This is a genomic window from Chelativorans sp. YIM 93263, from assembly GCF_028767125.1.
Classification (GTDB): domain Bacteria; phylum Pseudomonadota; class Alphaproteobacteria; order Rhizobiales; family Rhizobiaceae; genus Chelativorans.
On sequence record NZ_JAKCWP010000004.1, the window covers coordinates 160,272 to 186,917 of the forward strand.

At 60.8% G+C, this 26,646-nt stretch carries 25 protein-coding genes and 1 pseudogene; 19 read left to right on the plus strand and 7 right to left on the minus strand.

Features of this window, described 5'->3' with window-relative positions; translation table 11 throughout:
- Position 1 precedes the first annotated feature (1 nt).
- Positions 2–895, plus strand: coding sequence for an N-formylglutamate amidohydrolase (locus LY631_RS10490; protein WP_274425253.1), 894 nt, complete (start codon positions 2–4; stop codon positions 893–895).
- Positions 896–1,003: 108 nt separating this feature from the next.
- Here LY631_RS10490 and LY631_RS10495 read toward each other — a convergent pair whose 3' ends face one another.
- Positions 1,004–1,636 carry a TetR/AcrR family transcriptional regulator gene (locus tag LY631_RS10495; RefSeq protein ID WP_274425254.1) on the minus strand — a complete coding sequence of 211 codons (633 nt, stop codon included), beginning with the start codon at positions 1,634–1,636 and terminating at the stop codon, positions 1,004–1,006.
- A 66-nt stretch (positions 1,637–1,702) separates the two neighbouring features.
- Here LY631_RS10495 and LY631_RS10500 point away from each other — a divergent pair, with 66 nt between their 5' ends.
- Positions 1,703–2,845, plus strand: a complete 1,143-nt coding sequence (locus LY631_RS10500) for a serine hydrolase domain-containing protein (protein ID WP_274425255.1) — start codon at positions 1,703–1,705, stop codon at positions 2,843–2,845.
- Between the two features lie 62 nt (positions 2,846–2,907).
- Positions 2,908–3,135: pseudogene (locus LY631_RS10505) on the plus strand (cyclase family protein); the annotation flags it as partial.
- Between the two features lie 136 nt (positions 3,136–3,271).
- Here the strand turns inward: LY631_RS10505 and LY631_RS10510 are convergent.
- The 4 genes from LY631_RS10510 to LY631_RS10525 form a co-directional block, all read right to left on the minus strand.
- The gene (locus LY631_RS10510) at positions 3,272–4,333 is read right to left on the minus strand and encodes an Ldh family oxidoreductase (RefSeq protein WP_274425256.1); all 1,062 of its coding nucleotides are present in this window, start codon (positions 4,331–4,333) and stop codon (positions 3,272–3,274) included.
- A 29-nt stretch (positions 4,334–4,362) separates the two neighbouring features.
- Complete coding sequence (locus tag LY631_RS10515) at positions 4,363–5,106, minus strand: SDR family oxidoreductase (RefSeq protein WP_274425257.1); 744 nt, start codon at positions 5,104–5,106, stop codon at positions 4,363–4,365.
- Positions 5,107–5,207: 101 nt separating this feature from the next.
- Complete coding sequence (locus LY631_RS10520) at positions 5,208–6,731, minus strand: UxaA family hydrolase (RefSeq protein WP_274425258.1); 1,524 nt, start codon at positions 6,729–6,731, stop codon at positions 5,208–5,210.
- A 25-nt stretch (positions 6,732–6,756) separates the two neighbouring features.
- Entirely contained in the window at positions 6,757–7,503 is a 747-nt protein-coding gene (locus LY631_RS10525; protein WP_274425259.1) for an SDR family NAD(P)-dependent oxidoreductase, read from the minus strand.
- A 115-nt stretch (positions 7,504–7,618) separates the two neighbouring features.
- Here LY631_RS10525 and LY631_RS10530 point away from each other — a divergent pair, with 115 nt between their 5' ends.
- The 3 genes from LY631_RS10530 to LY631_RS10540 all read left to right on the plus strand — a co-directional run bounded on the left by LY631_RS10530 (position 7,619) and on the right by LY631_RS10540 (position 11,737).
- Entirely contained in the window at positions 7,619–8,575 is a 957-nt protein-coding gene (locus LY631_RS10530) for a TAXI family TRAP transporter solute-binding subunit (protein WP_274425260.1), read from the plus strand.
- A gap of 82 nt (positions 8,576–8,657) precedes the next feature.
- Complete coding sequence (locus LY631_RS10535) at positions 8,658–10,649, plus strand: TRAP transporter permease (RefSeq protein ID WP_274425262.1); 1,992 nt, start codon at positions 8,658–8,660, stop codon at positions 10,647–10,649.
- Positions 10,650–10,747: 98 nt separating this feature from the next.
- Positions 10,748–11,737: a GntR family transcriptional regulator gene (locus tag LY631_RS10540; protein ID WP_274425263.1), complete on the plus strand. Its 990-nt coding sequence runs from the start codon at positions 10,748–10,750 to the stop codon at positions 11,735–11,737.
- Between the two features lie 229 nt (positions 11,738–11,966).
- On the opposite strand, the gene LY631_RS10545 is transcribed toward LY631_RS10540, so the two are convergent.
- Positions 11,967–13,088 carry a mandelate racemase/muconate lactonizing enzyme family protein gene (locus LY631_RS10545; protein ID WP_274425264.1) on the minus strand — a complete coding sequence of 374 codons (1,122 nt, stop codon included), beginning with the start codon at positions 13,086–13,088 and terminating at the stop codon, positions 11,967–11,969.
- Between the two features lie 144 nt (positions 13,089–13,232).
- Here LY631_RS10545 and LY631_RS10550 point away from each other — a divergent pair, with 144 nt between their 5' ends.
- From LY631_RS10550 to LY631_RS10605, 12 genes are all read left to right on the plus strand, one after another.
- Positions 13,233–14,876 (plus strand): thiamine pyrophosphate-binding protein, encoded by a 1,644-nt coding sequence (locus tag LY631_RS10550; RefSeq protein ID WP_274425265.1) that lies wholly within the window; start codon positions 13,233–13,235, stop codon positions 14,874–14,876.
- Positions 14,877–14,900: 24 nt separating this feature from the next.
- Entirely contained in the window at positions 14,901–15,638 is a 738-nt protein-coding gene (locus LY631_RS10555) for a succinate dehydrogenase/fumarate reductase iron-sulfur subunit (RefSeq protein WP_274425266.1), read from the plus strand.
- A complete protein-coding gene (locus tag LY631_RS10560) occupies positions 15,635–15,973 on the plus strand; it encodes a succinate dehydrogenase (protein ID WP_274425267.1) in 339 nt (112 codons plus the stop codon). The genes LY631_RS10555 and LY631_RS10560 overlap by 4 nt, the downstream gene beginning before the upstream one ends.
- Positions 15,970–16,320, plus strand: a complete 351-nt coding sequence (locus LY631_RS10565; RefSeq protein WP_274425269.1) for a succinate dehydrogenase, cytochrome b556 subunit — start codon at positions 15,970–15,972, stop codon at positions 16,318–16,320. Before LY631_RS10560 ends, LY631_RS10565 begins: the two co-directional genes overlap by 4 nt.
- A 3-nt stretch (positions 16,321–16,323) precedes the next feature.
- A complete protein-coding gene (locus LY631_RS10570) occupies positions 16,324–18,069 on the plus strand; it encodes an L-aspartate oxidase (RefSeq protein ID WP_274425270.1) in 1,746 nt (581 codons plus the stop codon).
- A 14-nt stretch (positions 18,070–18,083) separates the two neighbouring features.
- Positions 18,084–19,049 carry a fumarate hydratase gene (locus LY631_RS10575; RefSeq protein ID WP_274425272.1) on the plus strand — a complete coding sequence of 322 codons (966 nt, stop codon included), beginning with the start codon at positions 18,084–18,086 and terminating at the stop codon, positions 19,047–19,049.
- Positions 19,046–19,690 (plus strand): fumarate hydratase C-terminal domain-containing protein, encoded by a 645-nt coding sequence (locus LY631_RS10580; RefSeq protein WP_274425274.1) that lies wholly within the window; start codon positions 19,046–19,048, stop codon positions 19,688–19,690. Before LY631_RS10575 ends, LY631_RS10580 begins: the two co-directional genes overlap by 4 nt.
- Before the next feature lie 89 nt (positions 19,691–19,779).
- Positions 19,780–20,760, plus strand: a complete 981-nt coding sequence (locus tag LY631_RS10585; RefSeq protein WP_274425276.1) for a tripartite tricarboxylate transporter substrate binding protein — start codon at positions 19,780–19,782, stop codon at positions 20,758–20,760.
- A gap of 69 nt (positions 20,761–20,829) precedes the next feature.
- The gene (locus tag LY631_RS10590) at positions 20,830–21,318 is read left to right on the plus strand and encodes a tripartite tricarboxylate transporter TctB family protein (protein WP_274425277.1); all 489 of its coding nucleotides are present in this window, start codon (positions 20,830–20,832) and stop codon (positions 21,316–21,318) included.
- Positions 21,315–22,835 carry a tripartite tricarboxylate transporter permease gene (locus LY631_RS10595; protein ID WP_274425278.1) on the plus strand — a complete coding sequence of 507 codons (1,521 nt, stop codon included), beginning with the start codon at positions 21,315–21,317 and terminating at the stop codon, positions 22,833–22,835. Before LY631_RS10590 ends, LY631_RS10595 begins: the two co-directional genes overlap by 4 nt.
- A gap of 61 nt (positions 22,836–22,896) precedes the next feature.
- On the plus strand, positions 22,897–23,661 hold the full coding sequence (locus LY631_RS10600) for a sulfite exporter TauE/SafE family protein (protein WP_274425279.1): 765 nt from the start codon (positions 22,897–22,899) through the stop codon (positions 23,659–23,661).
- Between the two features lie 8 nt (positions 23,662–23,669).
- The gene (locus tag LY631_RS10605; RefSeq protein WP_274425281.1) at positions 23,670–24,566 is read left to right on the plus strand and encodes a LysR family transcriptional regulator; all 897 of its coding nucleotides are present in this window, start codon (positions 23,670–23,672) and stop codon (positions 24,564–24,566) included.
- Between the two features lie 267 nt (positions 24,567–24,833).
- Here LY631_RS10605 and LY631_RS10610 read toward each other — a convergent pair whose 3' ends face one another.
- Positions 24,834–25,814, minus strand: a complete 981-nt coding sequence (locus tag LY631_RS10610) for an ABC transporter substrate-binding protein (RefSeq protein ID WP_274425282.1) — start codon at positions 25,812–25,814, stop codon at positions 24,834–24,836.
- A 163-nt stretch (positions 25,815–25,977) separates the two neighbouring features.
- Here LY631_RS10610 and LY631_RS10615 point away from each other — a divergent pair, with 163 nt between their 5' ends.
- The gene (locus tag LY631_RS10615) at positions 25,978–26,631 is read left to right on the plus strand and encodes a TetR/AcrR family transcriptional regulator (RefSeq protein ID WP_274425284.1); all 654 of its coding nucleotides are present in this window, start codon (positions 25,978–25,980) and stop codon (positions 26,629–26,631) included.
- Positions 26,632–26,646: the final 15 nt, after the last annotated feature.

Below are 26,646 nucleotides of genomic sequence, written 5' to 3' on the forward strand. Positions count from 1 at the left end.
GATGAGCGGGACGCATCGCGAGTTGGGGCCCTCTGCCAGTGAAACACTGCAGGAGATGACCGTGCGGCGATACGACCCTACCGGGTCGCGCGCGCCGGTGGTTTTTGATTCCCCCCATAGCGGCGCGGTCTATCCGCCGGATTTCCGGCCGGCCGTACCGCTCCACCTGCTCAAGGGCGGCGAGGACCGCTTCGTCGACGAACTCGTCGCCGACGTGCCGCGACATGGAGCGGTACTCGTTGTCGCCCGTTTTGCCCGGACCTACATCGATCCCAACAGGACGCTCGTCGATCTCGACGAGGAACTGCTCGAAGAGCCCTGGCCGGGTCCGGTCAGCCCGAGCGATCATACTAAGCGCGGAGTTGGCCTGATCTTCCGCGAGATCGGAAACGAAGTGCCGATCTACGACAGGCTTCTCAGTGTCGCGGAGGTGCAGCGCCGCATCGATCTATGCTGGCGGCCTTATCACGAGGTGCTGGATTCCGCGCTCGATGAGGCGCACCGGCGCTGGGGAGTGGCATGGCACATCAACTGCCACTCGATGACCGGCTCCGGCAATGCTTTGTCGCCCGACCCCGGGAAGCCGCGGCCCGCCTTCGTTCTCGGCGATCGTGATGGCACCTCTTGCGCGCCTGAGTTCACAGCCTTCGTGGCATCCGTGCTCGAGGAGATGGACTATAGCGTCACCACCAACGATCCATACAAGGGCGCGGAACTGGTGTTACGGCATGGCCGACCGGCGGAAGGGCGGCACAGCCTGCAGATCGAAATCAATCGCGATCTCTATATGGACCCCGAAACATTGGAGAAGAACGACGGCTTCCCGGCGCTACGCGCTTGTCTTGGGCGTCTCGCCGAGCGCATCTGCGGCTATGCGCGCGATGCTGCGGCGTAGCAACCGGCCTTGTGCGTTCGGTTCTGATCTAGCGAGTGCTAATCCCCGAGAACGCGTCGCTCCGCCCGCAGCTGGGGGAAAGCCCACGACGCTGATACCGCTTGCTGGTCAGACGCGCTGACGCTCGATCTCCGCGATCGCGTGTTCCACGAGTCCGAGCAACGCCGCACAGCACGCGCCGTCCTGCGCCTGCACCGACATGCCCTGAATCATCGCGCCGATAAAGCGAGCAAGGGCTTCGGCATCGGTCTCGGGTCGCAACTGTCCTTCGGCAACGCCGCGTTCGATCCTTGCCTTGATGGCATCAAGGGTCCGGTCACGCAGACCACTCACATGGCGGGCTATCGGCTCGTTCTCGACGGCGCAGGTTAGCACGGCTGTCGAGACCATACAGCCGTGCGGGCGACCGGGTTTGGTGAACTCCCGCGCGGATTCGCGAAGAACGCGCGCCAATGCCGCCGCCACGTCGATCTCTTCCTCCATCGCACGGGCGGTCGCGGCTCCGATACGGGCCTGATACCAGGCCAGCGCCTCGCGATAGAGCTCCGCCTTGGATGCGAAAGCTGCATAGAGGCTTTGCGGCGTGATCCCCATTGCGGCCGTGAGATCGGCGATGGACGCGCCTTCATAACCGAGCCGCCAGAAGGTCTCCGCAGCCTTCCCCAACACCTCTTCTCGGTCGAAAGCGCGAGGGCGGCCGCGTGGCCGGGACGTGGGTTTTTTATTTTTCACAATGATCACTCTAGAAATATCTTTTCAGCCGCGCTATTCGGGAATGGTCATTGTGATTATAAAAGGCTGTTCCTCATGAGTCTTCCTGATTTTTCCCAAGCCCCCGCCCGCATCACAGCAGCAATCGACAACGCGCTCGCCGAGCGGCGTATTGTCGGCGCGGTCGTGCTCGTAGCCCGTGACGGCGAGATCATCCATAGCCGTGCCGCCGGCTACTCGGATCGCGAAACCCGGACCCCGATGCGCGAAGATGCGATCTTCCGGCTCGCGTCTATCACCAAGCCAATCGTGACGGCAGCCGCCATGCGGCTTGTGGAGAAAGGCCGGCTGGACCTTCATGCGTCGGTAAGGCAATGGCTGCCGGACTTCCGCCCCGCTCTGCCCGATGGTAGGCGGCCGGAGATCACTATCCATCATCTACTCACTCATACGTCCGGCCTGGGCTACAGCTTTCTCGAACCGTCCGACGGGCCGTATCACAAGCTGAACATTTCGGACGGTCTCGATCAGCCAGGCCTATCGTTACAGGAGAACCTGTCACGCCTTGGAGCCGCACCGCTGGCGTTCGAACCCGGCGCTGGCTGGCGCTACTCCCTCGGCCTCGACGTGCTCGGCGGCATATTGGAGAAGCTGGAAGGCCGAAGCCTCGCCGAGATCGTTCGTGAGGAGGTGACGGCCCCGCTTGGACTTGCCGACACGGATTTTGCTGTCCGAGACACCGCGCGTCTGGCCGCAGCGTATGCGGATGGAAACCCGAAGCCCGTGCCGATGACGGATGGAATGCAGGTGCCAATTTTCGGTACGGCCGCATCATTCGCTCCGTCCCGTATCCTTGATCCCGAGTCCTACCCATCGGGTGGTGCCGGCATGGCAGGTACGGCAGGTGACGTTCTGCGCTTTCTGGAAGCCATCCGCACCGGCGGCACACCGATCCTTGCCCCCGAGACGGTCGAAGCGATGGCTGCCGACCATGTCGGCACCCAAGCCGAGACGCAGGGGCCGGGGTGGGGGTTCGGCTATGGATGGGCGGTGTTGGTCGATCCCAGGCCGACCGGCTCACCCCAAGCGCCCGGCACGCTGCAATGGGGAGGGGCCTACGGCCACAACTGGTTCATCGACCGCGCGAACGGCCTGTCCGTCGTTGCGCTCACGAATACCGCCTTCGAGGGCATGGCCGGTGCGTTTCCGGTCGAGATCAGGAACGCCGTCTATGGTTAGCGCAGCGACAACATCTCTCGCTGCATTGGCCCTTGCCGCTATCGGCACTGGTACGAAGGGGCTGGGATGCACCGTTCAGCCATACGCGCCGGCGGTTTGAGGAAAGCGGCGACGGCTCAATCATCTGGGAGGGTCACAAGGCGGGACGTGAGATCGGCTACTGCCACATCGAAAAACTGCACAATCTCGAGGCACTTCCGGCCAATGGCATTTATGTTTCATGTCTTCCGGTGAAGATCGCCGGCGCATCGGCCGGCTGGACGCGCGCCGTTGCGATTTTCTTCGCATAGAGCGCAGATTACGCACGCCCGTTTTTAAGAGCATACCTCTTTTCGATGCAGAAGTTGGACGGTGCATTGATGCACGATCGCGCATTTGCCGTTGAAGAGGTAGGCAGGGACGTTCTGTATCCTCCTCCCGAGCCCGTCAGCTATCACGCATAAGGATCGGCATTTTGAGCTTGAAGCGCTCGGCGAGCCCGCGGAAAGCTTCCAGCGTTGCCGGGTCCAGCGGAATGCCTTGGCTTTCCCGCCGATCGGCCTCGGCCCACTCGCGGTCGCCCGGCGCCATGACCGTTCTCTCCGCTCGCGCCGGCGAGTTGCGCAACGCGGTGAGATAGCGCCGCATCCCGTCCGAAAAGGTGTGTTGGTTGGTGAAGGCGTCCGGTCTGATCGCCAGAACAAATGCCCCGAGCCTGCGCGGGGTCGAGAAGTCGGGCCCGCCCATGGGGGCGATTTCGGAGCTGAAACGCATGCCTGAAAGCATGGCGCTGAATATCTCGACCATCCCGGCAAGCCCCGCGCCCTTGAAGCCGAAGGCGCCGCCGAGGGGAGCGAGCATCTCCACGAGCTCCGGCTCCCGTGTCTCCTCGCCCCGGCCATCCGAACCGGTGTCGGGTGGCAGCTGCCGATCGAGGCTGCCGTATAGCTGAACCCGATTATAGGGAATAGCGCTGGTCGCCATGTCGAGGAGCCATGGGCGCGCCCCTTCTACCGGAACTGCGCAGGAAATTGGATTCGTGCCGTGAAAGCGCGCGGCCCCGTCATGCAAGCGCACGAAGCTGTCGGAGTTGCACATGACGACGCCGATCATGCCGGCATTGGCCGCCGCATGCGCAAAGGCGCCCGCCGGTCCGAAATGCGAGCTGTTGCCAATTGCAACGGCGCCAATTCCGAACTCACTGGCCAGGCGGACGGCTTCATCCATGGCCGTGTATGCGGCAAGGGCGCCATGCGCGTCGTCTGCGTCGAGTGTGGCGATCGCGCCGTTCCGCGCCAGTTCCATTTTCGGAGTCTTGTTGACGCGACCGTGAGTAAGCGCCCGGACGTAGTGATCGAGCAGCCGCACGCCATGGCTGTCCACGCCCAGCCGGGAAGCGTGCATCATAGCCCGTGTCGCCGCGTCGATGGTCGCCTCGCTGGCACCGAGTGCTGCCAATACGGAGCGGCAGAATGTATCAAGTGCGTCCGGCATTATGCGGCTGGACATCAGCTCGTCTTGCGAGCGCTCGGGTGTGCTCACAGAGTCTGCCCCCCGTCGACCACCATGACCGCACCCGTGGTAAAGGCGGATTCGTCGCTTGCAAGGTGGAGGGCTGCGGCGGCCATTTCCTCGACCTCGCCCAGGCGTCCCATGGGTTGACGTTCGGTGAAGGCGCGTCGCGTCGCGTCTGGATCGTCAGTAACGGCGATGCGTGCTTCCAGGGAAGGGGACTTCGTCGTGCCGGGGCATAATGCGTTCACGCGCACGCCCGTTCGGATCACGTCGCGCGCCACTGCCTTTGTAAGGCCGATGACCGCCGCCTTGCCGGCGCCGTAGGCAGCGCGGTTTGCCACACCGGTTACGGAGGACGCGACCGAAGCGACATTGACGATGGACCCCTTCCGGCGCTCGATCATACCGGGCAGAGCCGCGCGGATGGTGAGGAAGCAGGAGGTCGCGTTCTGGTCCAGGCTTCGCGTCCAGTCCTCGTCGGAACAGTCGAGGATCGTGCCATTGTGTACCCAGCCGGCGCAGTTGACGAGAACGTCGAGAGGGCCAGCCCCTCCGATCGCTCGGTTTACCGCTTCCTTGTCGGTCACATCGAGGCCGACCGGCCGTATGGATGGGGCAATGTTCGGAAGATCAGCCATCTTCTCGGCCGTGCGGCTGGCCGCGACCACCTCGGCGCCTTCCCTCGCAAACGCCAGCGCGATCGCGCGGCCGATCCCCTGACCCGCTCCTGTCACGAAAGCACGCTTGCCGTCGAGCCTGCCGTCCATACTAGCCTCCTTGAGAAATCGCGTTCAGTACTGATGTTCGCTGTGTACACGATACGGTAATTGGATGGAGGGGCAATGCCGCATCAGAGACGGCGTACGGATTACATCACCGCGCCCACCTGCCAGGGCACGAATTCATTGTCGCCAAGCCCGAGCATTTCGCTCTTTGTGGCCCGGCCCGAGGCGACGGCCAGAATCATGTCCAGGATTTCGTCCGCTTTGTCGGCGAGGGGAGTGCTGGCTGAGATGATCGCACCGCAATCGATGTCCATATCGTCAGGCATCCGCCGATAAAGCTCGCTGTTGGAAGCAAGTTTGATGGTCGGCGCGGGTTTTGATCCGAAGGCCGAGCCCCGGCCGGTGGTGAAGCAGACGATTTGGCATCCACCGGCAATCTGTCCTGTCACGGATACCGGATCGTAACCCGGCGAATCCATGAAATTGAGCCCCGCCTGTGTGACCGGTGCCGCGTAATCGATCACGTCGACGAGGGGTGTGGATCCGCCTTTGGCGACTGCCCCGAGCGATTTCTCCAGAATCGTGGTCAGGCCGCCCACCTTGTTGCCGGGGCTGGGGTTGTTGTCCATCGAGCCGCCATGCATGGCCGTATAGTTTTCCCACCAGCGAATTCGCTCAACCAGCGTTTCCGCTACCGCCTCACTCGCCGCGCGTTGCAGCAGGAGCTGTTCGGCGCCATAGATTTCCGGAGTTTCGGCCAGCACGGGACTTGCTCCCAAGCCCACCAGCCGGTCCGAAGCCATTCCGAGCGCCGGATTTGCGGTGATTCCCGAATACCCGTCCGAACCGCCGCATTGCAGCGCCACCTTCAGCGCGGATGCCGACTGCTCCGTCCGTCTCGCGGCGCCGACCTGCGGCAGGAGAGCGCGAACCGCTTCCTTAATCCGCTCTACGGTCGCCCGCGTGCCGCCCGTCTCCTGAATTGTGAGTCCGTGAAGGCGTGGCTCGGCCGCCCCGCCATAGCGCGAGCGCATGCGGGCGACCTGCATGACCTCGCAACCGAGGCCGACGAAGAGCGTTGCAGCGACATTCGGATGAGTTGCGTGGCCCCAAAGTACACGTTCCAGCATACGCGCGCCTTCACCCTGGGAAACCATTCCGCAGCCGGTGCCGTGGGCAAACGCAACGACACCGTCGATATCAGGCCAATCTTCGAGAATTCCGGACTGCTCGATCTCTTGTGCGGCTTTGCGAACGACCGTGGCCGAACAGTTCACAGTTGCACAAAGCGCTATGAAATTGCGCGTGCCAACCTGGCCGTCTTCCCGTGCATACCCCATGAACGTACGCCGCGTGATCTTTGGGATTGCCGCCGTGGCCGCCTCCAAGCCCCCGCTGAAGACATAACTCTGGTCGTGGGCGCCGAACGCGCAATTATGGGTGTGCACCGGATCGCCCACCGCGATCTCGTCGGTCGCATAACCGATCACCTGGCCGAATTTGATGATCGGGGCGCCCGGCTTCAGCGCTGCGCGCGCGATCTTGTGGCCAGGTGACCAGGGCTTGTCCAGCGGGCGTCCTTCCCCCAAGGGGCGGGCTCCGGCCGCCGCACGGGCTGTCAGTATTGCGACACTGTCGCGTTCGGACAAGATGACTGGAGTCGACATCGAAAAGCCTCCCGGCTGCATCATCTCATATGCCGCCGGCCAGATACCCGCCATCCACCGCGATATCGGTTCCCGTGACGAAGCCTGCCGTGTCCGAAGCCAGATACCGTGCGGCCCCTACCAATTCCTCGACCTTGCCGAAGCGATTGGTCGGTGTGCGCATCAGGGCCGAGCGTTTGCGCGCCTCCGGCATCTTGTCGCGGTTGAGTTCCGTGAGGAAAAAGCCCGGCGATATAGAGTTTACGCGAACGCCCTGCTGCGCCCACTCCGCGGCCAGCGTGCGCGTCAGACCGAGGATTCCGTGTTTGCTCATCGAGTAGACCGAGGCGCTGGGCCAGCCGCGATGCGCCGCCAGGGAGGCGATATTGATGATTGCGCCGCTCTGTCGCTCGAGCATCGCTCCCCCCAGGATCGTGCAGCAGAAGAAGACGCTACGCAGATTGGTGTCCATTACCCGGTCATAGTCCTCCTCCGCGATCTCGACTGCGGGACGGATGACCGTGGTGCCCTGGCAGTTGATCAGGATATCGGGTACGCCGCGCCGCTCGGCCACAGCCGCGCCCAGGCGCTCGATCTCCTCGCGTTTGGTGACATCTGCCACCAGCCCGTGAGCTTCCGGATCCAAACGCTTGAGCGCCTCGGCCGCGGTTTCGACCTTCTCCTGCGTACGCGCGGCGATCGCGATGCCTATCCCCGACTGCGCTAGCCCTTGCGCCAATGCAAACCCAATTCCGCTGGACCCGCCAATGACCAATGCGGTCTTATCTTCCAATCCGTTCATTTCCCCTCGCTTTGAATGCCGGGTGAAAAAACCCTTGTCTCGTGTCTTGTTGTGTGTATACAATTAACAATTGTTAGGCAAGCATGCAATTTGGGAGGAAAACATCATGCTCAAGAAACTGTTTGCAACTGGCGTTGCAGCTACTTTGGCAGCCGCAATGGCACCGCAGATCGCCAGTGGCCAGGATTTCGTACGGATCGCGACCGCCGGCTCGGGTGGCAACTACTATCGTCTGGGCGGTGGACTTGCTTCAATCTACAATAATGTATTGGAAGGCACCCAGGCTTCGATCCAAGCAACAGGTGGCTCGGTGGAAAACCTCGATCTGTTGGCGGATCAAGAGGTCGAAGTGGCCTATCTTACCGGCAGTGTCGGGCAGCAGGCTTACACAAACACCGGTCAGTTCGCTGATCGCCCCGAAGGGCGCTACGAGGGGCTGCGTGCCATAGCGACGGTTTATCCCAATCCGCAGTGGTTTATTGCGATCGACGAAGACATCCAATCCATGCAGGACCTGGAGGGCAAACGGGTTTCGGTCGGAACACAGGGCGGAACCGGTGAAACATGGTGGCGCAGCATCATGGAACACCTCGGGTGGACGTATGAGGACATTCATCCGGAGTTCACGGTTCACCAGTCGGCTATCGACCAGGTCCGCAACCGCCAGATCGACGCCATGGTCTGGCCGGATGCGCCGGGATCCGCTTCGATCCAGCAGGTGGCAGACACCGGCATGGCGCGTGCGTTGGACGTTGATGAAGACGTTATCGAAGCCATGACCGCTGACAGCCTCGATTACGCTTATACGATGCCGGCGTCCGCAAATCCTTTCGGCGAAGAAGAAATTAAAACTTTCGCTTCGCCTATCACCTTCGCGACTCATTCAGGCATGAGCGAAGATCAGGTCTATGAACTGACGAAGGCGATGTTTGAAAACAAGGAAGAGCTCATCAAGGTGCACCCCCTGGCGGAATACATGACGCTTGAGAATGCTACGGATGGCCTGCCTTTCCCGCTGCATCCGGGCGCCGAGCGCTACTTCCGCGAGCAAGGCGTTATGTAAGGTGTCGTGCTTGTGACGCATCTCTTCGGGGCGGCCATGCCGGCCGCCCCGGTCTTGCATCAACACATGCCGGAACCGCGCCATGGCTCGTGAAGACCGTAAAACCCGTACGACAGAGGAATGGACGCGCCCCGACCTGGAGGGCGAGGGGATAATCGACCTCGATACGATTCAGGGCGCGCGTGAAGTCCCGTCCGACACCCGAGAACTGACAGGCCTCTGGTCCAGAATCTTCGTCGTCGTCGCCATCCTGTCTTCCGCATTTCACTTTTACACGGCTGGCTACCGACCGCTGCCGGCAATGGAGCAGCGGCCCGTTCATCTGGCGTTCATGCTGTTTCTCGGCTTTCTCCTTTATCCCACTCTCCGTGGTCAGAAGGTGGGAAACCCCCGCCTTCCGGACATAGCCTTCGCTCTCGCGGGCAGCATCTCGTCCGGCTACCTGGCCTGGAACTACCTGGATATCGTGATGCGCGGGGGATATCCTACGCAGACGGATATCGTGATGGGTACGATCTTCTGCATCGTGGTGCTGGAGGCGGCCCGCCGCACCATGGGCATGTTCCTGGTTGTGCTTTCCGTCTTGTTCGTGGGGTATCTGTTCGTCGGCCCCTGGATGCCCGGCGTCCTGGGCCATGGCGGCTTCGGCTTTGAGCGTGTCATCAGGCAGATGTACATGTCGACGGAGGGTGTCTTCGGAATCGCCATCGGCGTCTCGGCGACGTATGTCTATCTTTTCGTGCTCTTCGGCGCTTTCCTTCAGAAATCGGGGACGACAAGTTTCTTCACCAATCTTGCCTTCGCGGCGGCGGGGCATAGCCCCGGCGGTCCGGCCAAGGTAGGGATTATCGCCAGCGGCATGATGGGCATGATCCAGGGTTCCTCTGCAGCCAATGTCGCATCCACGGGCGTCTTCACGATCCCGCTGATGAAGCGGTTGGGCTTCAAAGGGTATTTTGCCGCCGCCGTGGAAGCAGTGGCATCCTGCGGCGGACAGTTCCTGCCGCCGATCATGGGTGCTTCGGCCTTCATCATGGCCGAGTATCTGCAGATGCCGTATTCCCAGGTGGCGCTCGGGGCAATTCTGCCTGCCGCGCTCTACTACGGGGCTGTCTATCTCCAGGTCCACCTGCGGGCCCGCAAGCTCGGTATGGAAGGCATTGCGCGGAACCGCCTGCCGCGCGTCAAGGGCGTGATCCTGTCTCACGGCCATCTGGTGCTGCCGATCTTCCTGCTGATCGGCATGCTGATGATGGGCTTTACCGCGCTCTTCTCCGCCTTCTTCTCCACGATCGGCGTCGTCGTCATCAGCGCGCTCCGCTCCCATACGCGCATGGGATTGGTGGATATCGCAGATGCAATGGTGATCGGTGCCCGCAACACGATCTCGACCGCAATCGCATGCGCTGCCGTCGGTTTCATCGTCGGGGCAGTGGCGCTGTCCGGTGTAGGCCTGATCTTCACACAGTCGATCATCGGCCTTGCAGACGGCGCGCTTCTGCCAGCACTCCTGCTCGCCGCCGCGGTTTCGCTCTTTCTCAGTTTCGGGCTTCCGACCACGTCCGTGTACATCATCACGGCCACGCTGGTCGCGCCTAGCCTGGTGGAAATGGGTGTTTCGCCGCTTGTCGCTCATCTTTTCTGTTACTACTGGGGTGGCGTCTCTTCGATAACCCCACCTGTAGCGCTTGCTGCCTACGTGGGTGCGGGAATCGCCAATGCATCGGTGATGAAATCCGGTTTCACGGCCATGCGGCTGGGAATGGCGGCCTATATCGTGCCCTTCATATTTGTCTATTGGCCCTCGCTGGTGTTGTGGCAAGAGGCCGAACCGCTGCGCCTGATCGCAGCATTGGGTGGCGGGGTGCTCACCGTGGTGTGCATGGCGGGACTTGGCGAGCGCTATCTTTTCCGCGCTCTCACAGTTCCGAAGTTGTCTGCTTTCGCGGTGAGCATTGTGCTCATTATGCATCCCGCAGTATGGGCCAATCTGCTGGCGGCGGCACTGGTTCTCGGCATTGTCATGCTCGAGTATCTTAATGTCCGGGTTGCGGCACAGAAGCGTGCAGCATGAATCTCGTGCGCTTGACTTGCTTCCGCCTGGACGGACTGTGCTATGAACAGCTGATTGCCGTAGAGCGTTTGAGATGATCTGCCCGAGGCCTTTGAAGCATGACGGAAACCATTGGACGACCGGGTCGGGCGCCACGCCTCCATGAACAGATTGAACGGTTGCTGACGGAAGAAATCTACGCCGGCCGGTTTACCGAGGGTGACCATCTGACCGAGCAGAGCGTGGCAGAACGGTTTGGCGTAAGTCGCGGTCCCGTGCGTAATGCCTTCCGCAGGCTCGAAGGCGATGGTCTTCTCAGCCGAAATGCAAGGGGCATGACGGTGGCCGCAATTGGCAGCCGCTCATGGCCAAAGATCGCCTTTGGCGAGCAGGAGCTTTCCCGCCCGCTCGTAGAGGCGACGGCGAGTTGGGAAGCAATCTACCATGAAGTGGCCGAAGCGGCCGTCATGCACGCGGCCTATGGTGATTGGCGGATTGTCGAAACAGAGCTTGCGCGGTATTTCGGTGTCAGCCGGACGGTCGCGCGCGAGGTGCTGGCGAGGTTGGAACATCGCGGCATTTTGCGGAAGGATCCGGGACACCGCTGGCACCTCCCCAAGCTCGACGAGACGCGCGTGGTCAATCTTTACGAGATGCGTAAACTGCTTGAGCCCGAGGCTCTGGTGCAGGCGGCCGAAAAAGCGCCGCGCGCGTTTCTCGATGAAATGCGGGGTGGGTTGCTGGCGGCGCTGGAGCATCAGGAGCTTCTGCCTGCAACGGAATTCGACCGGCTGGAGCGGCAATTGCACGTGGATCTGCTTTCATACGCGCGGAACGATCTGCTGCGCGAGACACTTCACCATTTCCATGCGCTTCTTTTCACCAACGTGAACGTTTATCGCGCGACCCGGTCCAAGTTCGGCCAGGATCCGTTTCCGGGAGAGCATCTTGAGATCATCGATCGCCTGTTGGATAAAGACTTGCAGTCTGCACGGCGAAAGATGTCCGAACACATGGGCATTTCGATCGAGCGTGCTTTGGACCGCCTGGCCTATATGAATGAATGTGTTCCCCTGGAGCAGAAGCCCTATTTGGCACCTTCGAACTGACCAGGAGCGGTGACAAACAGCTAGCACATTCCATTTGCGGCAAATTGGATCCATCATACCTCTGGCGTGCAGCTCACGAGTGGAAAATATCAAACGACTTTTGGTGAGATTACGCCCGGCGGTTTCCCGCCCCACATGGCATCAACGCGGCCCCTCAATTGCCGAGCGATTCTTGTCGACTGACGATGCCAGTTCCGGTGGCGCTTTGCCCGGCCCAGTGTTCTTTCGCTCACGCCCGGTACAGACTTGCAATATTCGGCTGAATTCCGAGTCCAAATCCATCAGGCGCGCGCATTTCGCCGCTCGATATCGCCGGCATCATCTCGCTTATATCGTCGCGTAGTGGATTAGGATTGGAGTCTACTTCCAGCAGCCCGTCTCCGCCGAGTGCGGCCAGGAGATGCCACGAGGCGATCAGGCCGATGCCGCCACCCAGCCAGTGAGGACAGACCGTAAGTCCCGCATCCAAAGCGGCCCCGCCGACCGGAATGCAGCCGCTGAAGCCGCCCCATTTGGCGATATCCGGTTGCACGTAGCGCGCCACGCCGGCGTTGGTCATTTCCGCGAAAGCAGCGTCGCCGCGAAGGTTCTCCCCCAGCGCTAACGCTATCGGAGAATTTTCGGCGAGAGCGCGCCAGTCTGCGAGCGGCGCGTCAGCGCGAAGAGGCTCCTCCAACCAGAGGGGGTCGAACTCGGACAGGATTCGGCTCATCTCCAGCGCTTCCGCCGCCGTCCATGCCTGGTTTGCATCGACCATGAGCGGAGTCTCAGCGCCGAATGCAGCGCGCAGTGTCTCCAGGTTACGGACATCGCGCTCGCGACCGAAGCCGACCTTGAGCTTGAACCGGCGATGTCCTTCCGCATGTTTTTCTTCCGCCAGCTTCTCCGGCTGCGAGGCATTGAGCCCACTTGCGTAAACCGGCAGGCTTTCAACCTCACGTTCCGTGAACAAGCGGTACAGGGGCAACTCCGCCCGCCGTGCAACGAGATCCCATAGCGCAATATCGACCCCGGCAATCACTTGCGCCAGTGGTCCCGGCTCGCCGCTTTGGATTGCCAGCACCTCCGTGCGCGCCGTCACCTTGGCAAAGGCATCTCGTGGGGTCTCGAAGGTTTCGCCGACCAGCAATGGAGTAAGCACCGATTGAACGAGCCGCGCCCGATGTGCAGCCCCGACGGTCGGGAAGTTGCACCACACCTCACCCCATCCCGAAAACCCGTCCCTGGTTTTCACTTCGACGAAGACTGCGGGTCGGCTGTGCATCTCGCCGAAGGAGGTGACGACCGGATTATCGATCGGAACGCGCAGGACGTGAGCCTCAAGGGCTGCAATCTCCACTGACTGATCCAATGTCCTACCTCCTTGTCTCATATGCGGGCTTGGCTGTAGATTATTTCTATTTTTCTAAAGTTACAAATTTTTGTTTGACATAAATAGTAAATAACATAGGCTTCCTCAGGTGCCGGGGAGAGCACATCCGCAGGGGAGAGCACGTTGCTGGCTGCAGAGGGGAATGGAGCATCAGTTCTGACAGAAACGCTCGCGGCTGCGGGTGTGCGGACTGTTTTCAGTCTGTCGGGTAATCAAATCATGCCTGTCTATGATGCCTGCATCGATTCCGGCATTCGCATCGTACATGTTCGCCACGAGGCGGCGGCCGTCGCCATGGCGGATGCTCATGCGCAGCTGACAGGTGAGATCGGCGTGGCGCTGGTCACGGCTGCGCCTGGGTTCGCCAACGCCCTTTCGCCGCTTTACTCTGCGCGTGCCGCTGAAAGCCCGGTCCTTCTTTTGAGCGGCGACTCGCCGGTCGAGCAGGACGGCAACGGTGCATTTCAGGAACTGCAGCAGAACGCAGTAGCCGCCCCGCTGGTCAAAGCATCATTGCGCCCGCTCAAGGCTCGCGATCTTGCGCCGATGACGGCACAGGCGATCAGGCTTTCCCGTTCCGGCCGCAAGGGGCCCGTACACATGGCGTTGCCCTTCGATGCTCTGAACGCTCGGGATGCTCAGGCTTTCGATGGTGACGCACTTGCGTTCGAGCCTGTACCGATTTCCATGTCTGACGAGGACGTCAGGAAGATTGGCGAGCTCCTGGACGGAGCGGAGCGTCCACTGGTGCTTCTCGGGCCTCAGTTCAACGAAAGCCGCGAAATGAAGCGGGTGAAGAGCTTGGCCGATGCGCTCAACGCACCCGCTATTGCCATGGAAAGCCCGCGCGGCTTGCGGGATCCTTCGCTCGGCGCGTTTGCGGAGGTGGTTGCCGAGGCCGATTTGATAATCCTCCTTGGCAAAACGGTCGATTTCACTCTCGGTTTTCTGAAGCAGGGGGTCATCGCGGCCGATGCCGACATTGTCGTCATCGATCCGGAACACGAGGCGATTGACCGTGCGAGGACACTGTGCGGGAGCAGGGTTCGCTGCAGTGTAAGAGCGGATGTTGCTTCTGCCGTCGACGGGCTCTCGTCGTTGAGCCGTGCCCACAAGTCGCCGGAGTGGCGTGAGGTTGTTGCTGAGGCGATCGCCTTTAGGCAGCGCCCGCAGGTTGAAACTTCAGATCTTCATCCGATAGCCGTCTGTGACGCCGTTGCGGCGGTGCTGCGTGAGGCGGATGAGCCGATACTCATCTGTGATGGCGGAGAGTTCGGCCAATGGGCGCAGGCGTTCTGCAATGCTCCCGTTCGCGTGATCAACGGGCCGTCGGGGGCGATCGGGAATGGACTCAGCTACGCAATTGCAGCCAAGCTGGCGCGTCCGAAGGCGACCGTCATCGCGATGATGGGGGACGGGACCGCTGGTTTTCACCTTGCTGAGTTTGAGACCGCGGCACGCGAAGACGCTGCCATAATTGCCGTCGTGGGCAATGACAGCTGCTGGAATGCCGAGCACCAGATCCAACTACGCGACTTCGGGCCGGAGCGACTGATCGGCTGCACGCTTTCATCGCGGGTCCGCTACGACCAGGCCGTGGAGGGGCTGGGGTGCCAGGGGATTTATGTGGAGCGGCCGAAGGCGCTTTCCGGGGCTCTGCACGAGGCCGTGAACGGCGCACGTCCGGCTCTTGTCAATGTGATCATGGCAGGCGCCCCCGCGCCCGTCTTTTCGCGAACAGACAACGCTGCGCCATCGGCGCACTAAGAGGTTACGAACGAGAAGCACGAGATGTCGACCACGGCCGAAACGGAAAAAACGATCTGGGTGCACATCTGGCGCGGCAAGGATGAAGGGCGGCACGTCAGCTACGAAGTGCCGGCGCGCGAGAACCAGACCGTGCTCGATCTGGTGACCGAGGTGCAGCGCTACCACGAGCCGGCGCTTGCCTATCGGTTTGCCTGCCGGGTCGGCGTCTGTGGTTCCTGCGCCATGACGGTGAATGGACGGCCGCGCTGGACCTGCCGTACCCACGTCAAACGCGTGGTGGAGGGCGGCGAGATCACAATCGAGCCGTTGCGAAATATGCCACGCATAAAAGATCTTGCCTGCGATATGGGCGAGTTCTTCGACAAGTGGCAGAAGGCCGGCGGCAAATTCAAGGGAAAGGCAACCCGCCGTGAGCCGCCCATGGCCGTCGACCCTGAAAGCCGGGAACGCAAGAATGCCGACGCCGGCATCGAGTGCATCAACTGCGGTGTGTGTTACGCCGCCTGTGATGTGGTGGCCTGGAATAAGGATTATCTCGGCCCGGCGGCGCTCAATCGCGCATGGACACTGCTCAATGACGAGCGACATGCCGACCACGCGGGTCTTCTCGAGATGGCAACGTCAGAGGGTGGCTGTGCCTCCTGCCACACCCAAGGCAATTGCATGACGCATTGTCCTGTCGGCATTTCGCCGACCCGTTCCATCGCTGGGATCAAGAAAATGAGCCTCGTCGACCTCCTCAGGGGGAGGGCACGATGATGGAAGCTCGGCTTTTTGCCCTGCAGCGACTGACAGCCATGCTCATGGGCCCGTTCGTGATAGTGCATCTCCTCGTAATTCTGTACGCCGTGCGTGGCGGTCTGAGTGCGGAGGAAATCCTGGCGCGCACCACGTCGAGCGTGATTTGGCCGCTCTTTTACATGCTGTTTGTCGTCGCCGCAGCGATCCATGGGCCCATCGGAATCCGCAACGTGCTGCGTGAATGGAGCCCGCTTCCTTTGCACGTGGGAAACTGGATCGCGGCTCTGTTTGCCGCTGTCCTGCTGGTATTGGGATTGCGTGCTGTTTGGGCGATCTCGGGGTGGGCTGGATGAGACATTCGCCCCGCCGACACAGGAACTATGTCGCTTTCCTCGGGCATCGCCTCTCTGGGATCGCGCTGGCGATCTTCCTTCCCTTTCATTTCCTGGCTCTGGGGCTGGCACTCGAGGGGGCCGGCAGTTTCGATGCGTTTCTCGCTTTCGCTGACATACCCCTCGTCAAGATGGCCGAGTGGGGGCTTGTCGTGCTCCTGGCGCTGCATCTTTTCTTCGGCTTGCGGATACTGGTTCTGGAATTCATGCCCTGGCGATCCGATGCCGACGACCGTGCCGGCCTGATCGGTTGGGGTGCCGGCGGTGCACTGGCGCTCGGCCTTGTCTTTCTTCTGGGAGTCTTCTGAGCGATGCGCATCGAACGCTCCAAAACGGACATTTTGATTCTGGGCACGGGCGGTGCCGGCCTTTTCGCGGCCTTGCACGCCAAGCAGGCCGACCCGGATTGCGAAGTGACTCTGGTTGCAAAAGGACTGCTCGGTAAATCCGGCTGCACACGCATGGTGCAAGGCGGCTACAATGTCGCGCTCGGCGAGGGTGACAGCATCGAGCGGCATTTCATGGACACGATCCACGGCGGCAAATGGCTGCCCCGCCAGGACCTGGCGTGGCGGCTGTGTGTCGGCGCGGTCGAGCGCGTTCGCGAGCTGGAGAACGAGGTCGGATGCTTCTTCGATCGCAACCCTGACGGCACGCTTCACCAGAAGGCCTTCGCCGGGCAGACCTTCGACCGTACGGTTCACAAATCCGACCTCACCGGCATCGAAATCATCAACCGGCTGATGGAGCAGGTCTGGAATCTCGGCGTTGAAAAGCTGGAGGAACATCGCGCCATCGAGCTGATCCCGGCCAAGGATGGCAGCGGAGTCGCTGGCGTTTTGTTGATCGACATCCGCGAAGGTGTCTACCGCTTTGTGCAGGCACGGGCGGTGCTCCTGGCGACCGGCGCCGGGCCGACGATGTATCTCTACCACACGCCGTCAGGCGACAAGACCTGCGACGGACTGGCCATGGCCTTGCGTTACGGACTGAAACTGCGCGACATGGAAATGGTGCAGTTTCATCCGACAGGCCTGCTCGGCGGATTGCGCACACGCATGACCGGCACCGTGCTTGAAGAAGGGTTGCGCGGTGCTGGCGGCCATCTCCTAAACGTCGACGGCGAACGTTTCATGACGCGCTATGATCCGCGCGGCGAGCGCGCCACGCGCGATGTGGTCAGTCGTGGCATCTATGCCGAAATGCGGGCCGGACGAACGACGCCAATGAATGGTGTCTACATCAAGATGAGCCATCTCGGCCCGGAAAATGTGAGACGCATGTTCCCGGGCATGGTCAAGCGCTGTGCCGATTCCGGCTTCGACCTGGCGGGCGGGGTCGTGGAGGTGGTGCCGACCGCGCACTACCTCATGGGCGGCGTCGAGTTTGAAGTCGACGCATCAACGGCCTCACCTGGGCTTTTCGCAGCCGGGGAAGATTGCGGCGGAGTTCACGGCGCCAATCGCCTTGGCGGAAACGGTGTCGCCAATTCCACTGTTTTTGGAGGAATCGCAGGCGATTCCATGGCCCAGTTCGTTCGCGATGGGGCGCCGCTGCGCGATCCTGACGAGACGGTGATCGATGAGGGCATCGCGCGAGCCGAAGTGCCCTTCGGGCAAAAGAGGGGCGATCTCTTCGAGCTGCGCGAGCGGCTTTCGCAGGCCATGTGGGACGACGTCGGAGTGATGCGGGACGCAGCCGGCATCGCGCGCGGCAAGGCGAAACTCGTCGAACAGACAGATGAACTCGACGGTTGCGGCCTGCCCGACGGTGACCGCACCTTCAATCTCACATGGCACGACTGGCTCAATATGAAGAGCCTGACGATGATCTCGGAAGTCATTGCCACGGCGGCCGAGGCGCGCACGGACAGTCGCGGTGCCCACTACCGGGAGGACTTTCCGGAAACGGGTGACCTGGAAACAACCGCCTATACAAGCGTGTCGCTGCAAGACGGGAAGCCGCGTGTCGAAATGGTTCCGGTCGATTTTTCCGTCGTCAAGCCAGGGGAAACACTCATCGAGGACGAGCCTGCCGGGAAATCGGCGGTCGCGTAGCGAGGATGCGTCACATGATAGCCAACAGAAAAATCGAGGAAGCTGCATATCAGATCATGACGAATGCAGCGATCGACATACCGCAGGATTACCTCGACGGGATCAAGGGAATGATCGACCTGGAGCAGGGCGATCTCTCGGCATTCGTGCTTCAATCGATGGTCGACAACTGGGAAGCGGCGACGGAGGATCGCCGCCCCATGTGCGCCGATACCGGTCTGCCCCGATACTACGTAAAGGTCGGCAATGAAGCACGAGTGGACGCCGGATTCGTGGGTATCGAGAAATCCCTGCGCTCGGCGACCGCACGTGCGACGAATGACGTGCCTTTGCGGCCAAACCGCGTGCATCCGCTCTGGCGCACGGAGCACAACAACAATGTCGGGATTAATGCGCCGGAGGTCGAATGGAGCTTTGAGCCCGGCGCCGACTGGGTCGACATCACGACCGTGCACAAGGGCGGGCTCTTCGGAACCGATTACCGCATGCTGTTTCCTGGCGACGGGATCGATGGGATCAAGCGCTTCTATCTCGACACGTTGATCGCCTTCGGAAAGCGCGGTCTTGCCTGCCAGCCGGCCATCGTCGGTGTCGGCCTTGGAGGTTCGAAGGACACCTGCATGCAACTGGGCAAGCAGGCGGCCTGCTTGCGGACTGTGGGGGACCGGAATCCGGATCCCGAGATCGCAGCGCTGGAGAAAGAGCTCAAGGAAATCGGCAACAAAATCGGCATGGGCGCCATGGGCTTTATTGGCTCGTCAATGGTGGTCGATTGTCATATCGAGGTGGGCCACACCCATACCGGAGGCATGCCGATGTCGGTCCACACATTTTGCCTCAGCTCGCGCCGGGCGACCGCCCGCATCTATGCCGACGGATCGATTGCGTACCGCACCGATCCGCAATGGTTCACGCCTTACATGCGAAGGGAGACGATCGGATGGGAAACCGCCGAGGAAATCTCAAGCAATTCCGCTTGAAGCTACCCGTAACTGCGGAAGATCTGGCGCAGCTCGAACCGGGCGCGGTCGTGTTCCTCGACGGTGTCGTCTATACGGCGCGCGAGGGCGTCTACAAGCGCGTGCTTGAGGACAAACAAGACCTGCCGCTCGATCTCACTGCGGTCAGCAATGTCAACTTCCACTGCTCTCCGGCAGCGGCGCCTGACGCGGAGGGCTCTTATCGCATCGGTGGTGTTACGGCGACGGCGAGTTTCCGGTTTTCCAAATGGATGGATGAGTGGCTGACACGCACGGGCACAAAGATCATCATAGGCAAGGGCGGCATGCCACGCGAAGCCTATTGCGACATTCTCGTGCCACATGGTGCCGTTTATCTCACCACGGTTGGTTACGGCACCGGCGCGCTGCTCGGCCGCGGCATAAAACGGGTGCGCGACGTCCATTGGCTCGATGACCTCGGCATAGCGCAGGCGATGTGGCTTTTCGAGGTGGAGAATTTCGGTCCGTTCATCGTCGACAGCGATCTCAACGGAAATTCTCTCTTTGCCGCGCACGGCGACGAAATCAATGCAGGCCTCGCACATCTTTACGAGGGGCTTCGTCCGCCGGCACTGCGCCGCTACGGGGAGACCGACGATCGTAAGCGAGAGGTAATGTAGCTTGCGACGATCTTCGGGCAGAGGCCCGAGCCGACGCTGCGGGAGGCAGCAAACACACAAAATCCAAGTTCAAAAAATGGGAGGAACGCATGAGAGTAAACGCATTCATCATTTCGCTGGGCGCGGCCGCGCTGGCCGCATCCTCGGCACTGGCTCAGGACTATCCGAGCCAGCCCATCCAGTTGGTGATCCCCTATGGCGCCGGCGGCGCAACCGACCTTTCGGCGCGTGCCCTATCGAACGCTCTGACTCCAATCCTTGATAGACCGCTTGTTCTCGCCAATCGGACGGGTGCTGGCGGTGCGACCGGTTCGGCAGCAGTCGCCAACGCCGACGGGGACGGATATACGATGCTGGCAGCGCGGGTCGGTTCCCATACGGTCAATCCGGCCATGAAGGAGACACTGCCTTACACACTGGACGATTTCCGCTTCGTCGGCGTCTATGAAATCAACCCGGTGGTCTGTGCCGTACGCGCTGGCTCCGAAATCGATTCCATGGAGGCCCTTGTCCAGCAGGTGCAGGAAAACCCCGGCACCGTCAGCTTCAGCAGCTCCGGCGTAGGCTCAATGCTGCATCTGGCCGGAGCCATGGTGCTCGACGCATTCGGTGTGGAAAATCCGCTGGAAAACGCAACGCACATTCCGATGGGCGGCGGCGGCGAAGCGGCGACCGCGGTCCTGCAGGGTACGGCCACCTTCGTGTGCACCAATTCCTCGGCCTTGGCGAGCTTCGTCTCGAACGATCAGTTGCAGCCGATCATGGTCACCACCCCGGAGCCGCTCGAAGGTTTTGACGCACCGACCGCGGCCTCACTTGGCCACCCTGAACTGGAGCAGCTCGTCGGTTGGACCGGGATTGCCGGGCCGGCCGATCTCAGCGACGAGGCGGCCGAGGCTTGGGGTGAGTGGCTGGAGCAGGCCACGCAGAACGAGGAATTCCTCGCCTATATGAAAAAGATTGGCTCACAGGTCGATCTGATGAGCCCGGAGGAATCTGTGGAATTCGTCAACGCGCAGTACGAGACCTTCCGCAAGCTCGTAGATGACCTCGACATGCGTGTCGAATAGGTGATCATGCTGTGCGCCGGCCTTTCCGGGCCGGCGCATTTCGCCACGAGTTGAGGAGGAGGTCCGCCGATGCTGTCCAGGCGCATCGAGATCGGGATTGGCGTCGTCACCGCCGTGCTGGCGCTGTTGATCCTGTTCGTAGCCATACCGTTTGGAATCGTGACGCCTAAAAACGTGCGATCGCTTGTTCTGTCGCCGACGTTTTGGCCGACCATTCTCGGCATCGCATTGTTCCTGATAGGCGCGTCCCTTGCTGTTCGCGCCTATTTCGGGTTCGGCAGAGCGGCGGTGAAGGAGTTCCCGAGCTTCGATCGCGCGTCGCTCCTGCGTCTCGCCGCCTTCATTGGCGTGATCGTCTTTTACTATATCTTGATCGCGCCCCTCGGCATGGTCTGGGCCTCGATGCTGGCGTTCGCAGCCATTCTGTACGTTACGCGCGCTGGCGAGCGCCTTACCGGATTGATCTGCGCCATTGCGCTGCCGCTTCTTCTCTACGCGTTCTTCTTCCATGTCGCGGGCGTACCGATCCCGCAAGGTGAACTGGTGAGGCTGCCATGACCTTTATGGATTCGCTCGCGGCCGGGCTCGCGCTCGTCCTTCAATGGCAGAGCTTCGCCTGCCTGGCCGGCGGTGTGGCGATCGGCGTCTTCGCCGGGGCGATCCCTGGCATGTCGGCCACCATGGCTGTGGCGCTGACCTTGCCCTTCACCTTTGCCATGCAGCCGATTTTCGGCATTCTTCTCCTGCTCGGCGTGTACAAGGGTGGCATCTTCGGCGGCTCGATACCTGCCATCCTGATCCGCACTCCAGGGACGCCGGCCTCCTCGGCAACGGCTCTTGATGGCTACCCGATGGCGGAGAAGGGCGAGGCCGGCCGCGCGCTTGGCATGGCGCTCTACGCCTCCTGCATTGCCGATTTCATTTCCAATCTGTCGCTCATCCTGATTGCAGGCTGGTTGGCCTCCTTTGCGCTCAATTTCGGCCCGCCGGAGTTTTTCACCCTCATCGTATTTTCCCTCACGATTATCGCGGGTGTCTCGGGTGACAGCCTACTCAAGGGCGGCGTGAGCGCGATTCTCGGCTTATTGCTGGCGACAATCGGGCTCGATCTCGTCTATGGCACCAACCGTTTCATCTTTGGCTCGACTGATCTGATGGGCGGGCTCAATTTCATAGCGGTCCTGATCGGGCTTTTCGCTCTGCCCGAGATCTTCTCCTTCATCCATCGGCCGAAAGAGCTTGACGGTAGTGTGCGTCGGCTCGGGAACGATCACATAACTTTCGCGGATCTCCGCCACAGCTTCAAATCGATCATTCGCGGCAGCTTTATCGGCGTCTTCCTGGGGTCGATCCCGGGAATTGGCGCCGCGCCTTCCGCATTTCTGTCTTATGCTGAGGCACGACGGAATTCGCCCAATAAGGCGAACTTCGGCCAGGGTGAGATTGAGGGTGTCGCTGCCTCTGAGGCCGGCAACAACGGCGTGGCGGGTTCCACTCTCATCCCACTGCTCGCGCTGGGTGTGCCGGGCGACGTGATCACGGCGATCATCATCGGAGCCTTCATGGTGCATGGACTACAGCCGGGTCCGATGATGTTCACCACCAACACCGATATCATCTATGCCATATTCATGGGGCTAGTGATGAGCTCCCTGATCCTGCTGGTTGTCGGCGGGGTGGCCATCCGCGGCTTTCGCTATATCGCCGACGTGCCACGCTCAATTCTCTTCCCCGGCGTGCTGGTGCTCTGCGTCTTTGGTGTCTATGCGGTCAATAATGCGATCTTCGATGTCGCCGTCATGTTCGTCATGGGCGCGCTCGGCTATGCCATGGCGCTTTTCAAGTTACCGCCAGCCCCTTTCGTGATCGCCTTCATTCTCGGGCCTCTTCTCGAGAACAATTTCCGCCAGGCTATGCTGATGTCGCAGGGATCTCTCGACATCCTTGCGCGCGGGCCGATCACCTGGTTTTTCTGGGCGCTGACGGCGCTTGCCATAGCGCTGATCGTCAAAGGCGCTCTTCATCCGGGCGAAGAGGTTGAGCAGGAAGTGATTGCATCAAAGTCGGCCAAATGAATCTGCTTTGGTCTATCGCTTCTTACGCGGCTCTCGACTTGAAATCTGCCGATGATCTGACATGAATCTCTTCGCCGACCTTACCAACCTCGATGTCGCCACCATCGCGGCAATTTTCCTGCTTGGCGGACTCGTGAAGGGCGCGCTCGGCTTCGGGTTGCCATTGGTAACTATGTCCATCCTGCCCCTCATCGTCAGCGTGGAGTTTGCGCTCGCGATCAATGCGCTTGTCCTGCCGTTTACGAACGTGAAGCAGTTCTTCGGAGCAGCGTGCATGCGTGAAACAGTCTGGCGCTTCCGATACGTGCTGGGCGGCATTGTCGTCGGCGTGCCGATCGGTGCCGTGCTCGTCAGCATAATCACCGATCAGGTTCTCATGTTATCGTTGGGCATCTCGATTATCTGTTTCGTCGTGCTGACCATCGCTTCGCCCGAGTTAAAGGTTCCGAGGCGGCACGATAACGAAATTGCAGGCGCGGTGGGCCTCCTCGGCGGCATCGTTGGTGCGCTGACGACCGCGAACGGACCGATTTTTCTGATGCACCTCGTAGCGATGAAGGTCGAGCGCACGATGTTCATCTCCGCGCTCGGTCTGCTTTTTATCGTCTCCGGAGTGTTGATTTCCGGGGCGTTTTGGCTGGCAGGCCTGATGGACGCGGCGCGCGTTGCTGTCGCCGCGATCTCCCTGCCTGCAGCCCTGGCGGGAATGAGCGCAGGGGACGTCGTCGGGCAGCATATCCCGGCAGAGATATTTCGGCGTATTGTTATTGGGGTATTGTGCCTGCTTGCGCTCAACCTCATCTTGCGGGGACTTGCGGGTTCTTGAGGTAAACCGTGGATGTGAAATCGCTCTACACTTTCACCGCTGTTGTTGACCACGGTAGCTTTGCCGAGGCCGCAAATGCGTTGGGAATGTCGATTTCAAGCATCAGCGTACAAATGCGGGCGTTGGAGCAGGACGTCGGGCTTCTTCTTTTTGACCGCAGTCGCCGGCCACCCGTTCTTACGTCGGAGGGGTACGAGTTTGCCGAGCAGGCGCGGGATGTCATCAAAAGCTGGGAGCAACTCAGCGAAAACCTGAAGCGGCGGGGCAATGCTGGCGTGCTGAAGGTTGGTGCCGTGCACACCGCGGTTGCCGGGGTCGTACCGCCCGCACTGTTGCGTTTGCGCCAGACCGTACCGGAACTCAGCATTAGGCTTTCCACGGGTCTTACGCATGAGCTGGAGGTCGCGCTGCGTGCTGGTCGCATCGATGCCGCGATCATTACCGAGCCGGAAGCGATGGCACCGAACATGACCTTTCGCGCCTTCTGCGCTGAACCGCTCGTCGTCATCGCACATGAGGAGGCAACCGGTGGCGATTTCCGCGAAATCCTCGAAAATAATCCTTATGTCCGCTTCAGCCGGATGGCGCGGGTAGCCAATCTCATCGAGGCCCGACTGCAAGAACTCGGAATCGAGGTCACCTCCCACATGCAGGTGGATAGCCTGGAAGGCGTCATTTCACTCGTCGGTTCAGGCCTCGGTGTCTCCATCGTGCCTTACCGGCGGGGAGGCGAGCCTCTCGGAGAGCAGGTGAAGGTTTATCCGTTAGGAACGACCCCCACCTACCGGCGTCTGGGCCTGCTGATGGATACGAATAATGCCAGGCAGCGCTTTGCGGACCAGCTTTTTAGCGCGCTAAGCGCCGAAGCCGAGGAGGCGGAAAAGCGTCAATCCTTTCGCTTCTAAGACGAGGTAGCCGGGCTCGGAGGATTTCTCAGGCTTGTCGCGCCTAACCATTTAACGATTATACGGTGTTGGGGCTCGTCGACCGGACGAGCGCTAATATACATCGGCAGCCGCCCTAGTTTGGCGGCCGCGCTATGGTGAGTTTGCTGCGCGAGGAAAGTCCGGGCATCACAAATACGCCCCGGATATCCCATTCCCGGGATCCGAGGCGGATCAGCGAAGCTCGGTCACCAGGTTCGGCAGCAGCGCAGGACACTATATGCCGTCTCAGTCCGTCATCTTCACTGTCTCGTCGAGAAAGTCGTTGGTGTAGACGCTGGTGACGTCGAAAGGGGACTCGATGCCGAAATAAGTTTCGACCATCTCGTAATCCTCCTGCATACGCGCAGGATCGAAAGCTCCGAGAGCGACAGAGGTGGTTGTCGGGTCGGTCATGAGTTCCTTGATCCGATTCCACTGGTCGCGCTGGTTGTCCCGCTCGAGACCGGAAACGTTGTTCATCAACGAGTCGAGGCACGGCTCGAAATCCTCAACGCATGATTTGAAAGCGCGCTGCGTCACCTTGGTGAAGTCTTCGACAGTCTCGCGGTTTTCCTCGAGATAGTCTGCGTTGACGATCACCGAGTTTCCGTAAGGATTGATGCCGATGTCGCGCCAGGCCACGAAGCCCAGATCGTCGCCGAACTCACGCAGCTTCAGGTCATGCTCGTTGTAGAAATCGCTGGTGATGTCGATGGCGCCGCTCTTCAGCGAAGCGAGCTTCGCCTGAGGGCTGACATTGACGAAGCTGACCGAATCGGGGTCCAGCCCCACCACTTCCGCGAACATCGGCCACATGACCCGCGAGGCATCGGCCGGTGGATTGCCGATCGTCCGCCCAGCAAAATCTTCCGGTCCGCTGATGCCGTTGCTTTTCAGCCAGTAGAATCCTTGCGGCGAATTCGCATAGACGGTCATGACGGCGACGGTGTCGGCGCCCTTGCTCTTGGCGACGAGCGAAGTGGCCATATCCGCCACGCCCATTTGCGACCTGCCGGCGCCGACGCGCTGTGCAGCGGCGCCGGATCCGCTCCCCGGCTCGATGGCAAGTGTGATTCCGGCATCCTCATACCAGCCCAATTCCTTGGCGTAGAAGTAGGGCGCGTGGTCCGCCGTCGGGACCCAGTTGAGGATGAAGTTGATGTCTTTCGCTGACGCGGCACCTGGGAAAAGTACGGCCGCGGCGGCCAGATACAACAGATGTTTCAAAGCAGTCTCCTTGGCTGGCTGTGAGTGGTTTTGCTTGACACCTCACCCGAACCGGTTTTCTCACGCCGCTCGGGATCCACGGGGGAGATCGTAAGAAAACGATATCCATTCGAACCTATTTAATCAATACTGAAACCAACCGGTTGGTTGAGAGAGGATGCCAATGACACAGAAGCTAGCCGCCAAAGACGAGTCACCGCGCCGCCGTGACCCCGCGGCGTCCAGACTCGCCTTGCTCGAAGCTGCTATTGCCGAATTCGCTCAGCTTGGTTTCGCCGGAGCGCGCGTCGATGAAATCGCCCGTCGGGCAAAAGTGAACAAGCAAATGGTCTATCACTATTTTGGTAGCAAGGAAGACCTCTTCACGGCCGCGTTGGAGCAGGTCTATGAGCATATTCGCTCGCGCGAGAAAGAGTTGGACCTGCGTGCCCTCGAGCCCGAAGCGGCGATGGAGCGCCTGGTCGGATTCTCGTTCGATTATCTTGCCGAGCATCCCGAATTCATCGCCCTGCTCAATGATGAAAACCGCATGCAGAGCTCGCATCTCAGAGAGTCGACGGATCTTGTCGCCATGCATTCCCCGTTGGTCGAAATGATCGAGGAAACGGTGGACCGCGGCGTGCAAAAGGGCGTCTTCAACGACCGGTTCGGGTCCGTCAATCTATACATTTCGATCGCCGGACTGGCCTATTTCTTCTTCTCTAACAACAGCACGTTGTCGTCGATCTTTGATCGCGACATGTCATCGGCTCCTCAGATTGCGCGCCGGCGCCAGCACGTTATCGATTTCGTGCTTTCGGCATTGCGTAGACCATAATCAACCAACTGGATA

Bases quoted from the DNA above. Each gene is read 5' to 3' on its own strand.
- LY631_RS10520 (WP_274425258.1), bottom strand. From the start codon at position 6,731: ATGTCGACTCCAGTCATCTTGTCCGAACGCGACAGTGTCGCAATACTG.
- LY631_RS10555 (WP_274425266.1), top strand. From the start codon at position 14,901: ATGTCGACCACGGCCGAAACGGAAAAAACGATCTGGGTGCACATCTGG.
- LY631_RS10515 (WP_274425257.1), bottom strand. From the start codon at position 5,106: ATGGACGGCAGGCTCGACGGCAAGCGTGCTTTCGTGACAGGAGCGGGT.
- LY631_RS10570 (WP_274425270.1), top strand. From the start codon at position 16,324: ATGCGCATCGAACGCTCCAAAACGGACATTTTGATTCTGGGCACGGGC.
- LY631_RS10535 (WP_274425262.1), top strand. From the start codon at position 8,658: ATGGCTCGTGAAGACCGTAAAACCCGTACGACAGAGGAATGGACGCGC.
- LY631_RS10490 (WP_274425253.1), top strand. From the start codon at position 2: ATGAGCGGGACGCATCGCGAGTTGGGGCCCTCTGCCAGTGAAACACTG.
- LY631_RS10595 (WP_274425278.1), top strand. From the start codon at position 21,315: ATGACCTTTATGGATTCGCTCGCGGCCGGGCTCGCGCTCGTCCTTCAA.
- LY631_RS10540 (WP_274425263.1), top strand. From the start codon at position 10,748: ATGACGGAAACCATTGGACGACCGGGTCGGGCGCCACGCCTCCATGAA.
- LY631_RS10615 (WP_274425284.1), top strand. From the start codon at position 25,978: ATGACACAGAAGCTAGCCGCCAAAGACGAGTCACCGCGCCGCCGTGAC.
- LY631_RS10500 (WP_274425255.1), top strand. From the start codon at position 1,703: ATGAGTCTTCCTGATTTTTCCCAAGCCCCCGCCCGCATCACAGCAGCA.
- LY631_RS10575 (WP_274425272.1), top strand. From the start codon at position 18,084: ATGATAGCCAACAGAAAAATCGAGGAAGCTGCATATCAGATCATGACG.
- LY631_RS10565 (WP_274425269.1), top strand. From the start codon at position 15,970: ATGAGACATTCGCCCCGCCGACACAGGAACTATGTCGCTTTCCTCGGG.
- LY631_RS10600 (WP_274425279.1), top strand. From the start codon at position 22,897: ATGAATCTCTTCGCCGACCTTACCAACCTCGATGTCGCCACCATCGCG.
- LY631_RS10560 (WP_274425267.1), top strand. From the start codon at position 15,635: ATGATGGAAGCTCGGCTTTTTGCCCTGCAGCGACTGACAGCCATGCTC.
- LY631_RS10585 (WP_274425276.1), top strand. From the start codon at position 19,780: ATGAGAGTAAACGCATTCATCATTTCGCTGGGCGCGGCCGCGCTGGCC.
- LY631_RS10590 (WP_274425277.1), top strand. From the start codon at position 20,830: ATGCTGTCCAGGCGCATCGAGATCGGGATTGGCGTCGTCACCGCCGTG.
- LY631_RS10510 (WP_274425256.1), bottom strand. From the start codon at position 4,333: ATGTCCAGCCGCATAATGCCGGACGCACTTGATACATTCTGCCGCTCC.
- LY631_RS10530 (WP_274425260.1), top strand. From the start codon at position 7,619: ATGCTCAAGAAACTGTTTGCAACTGGCGTTGCAGCTACTTTGGCAGCC.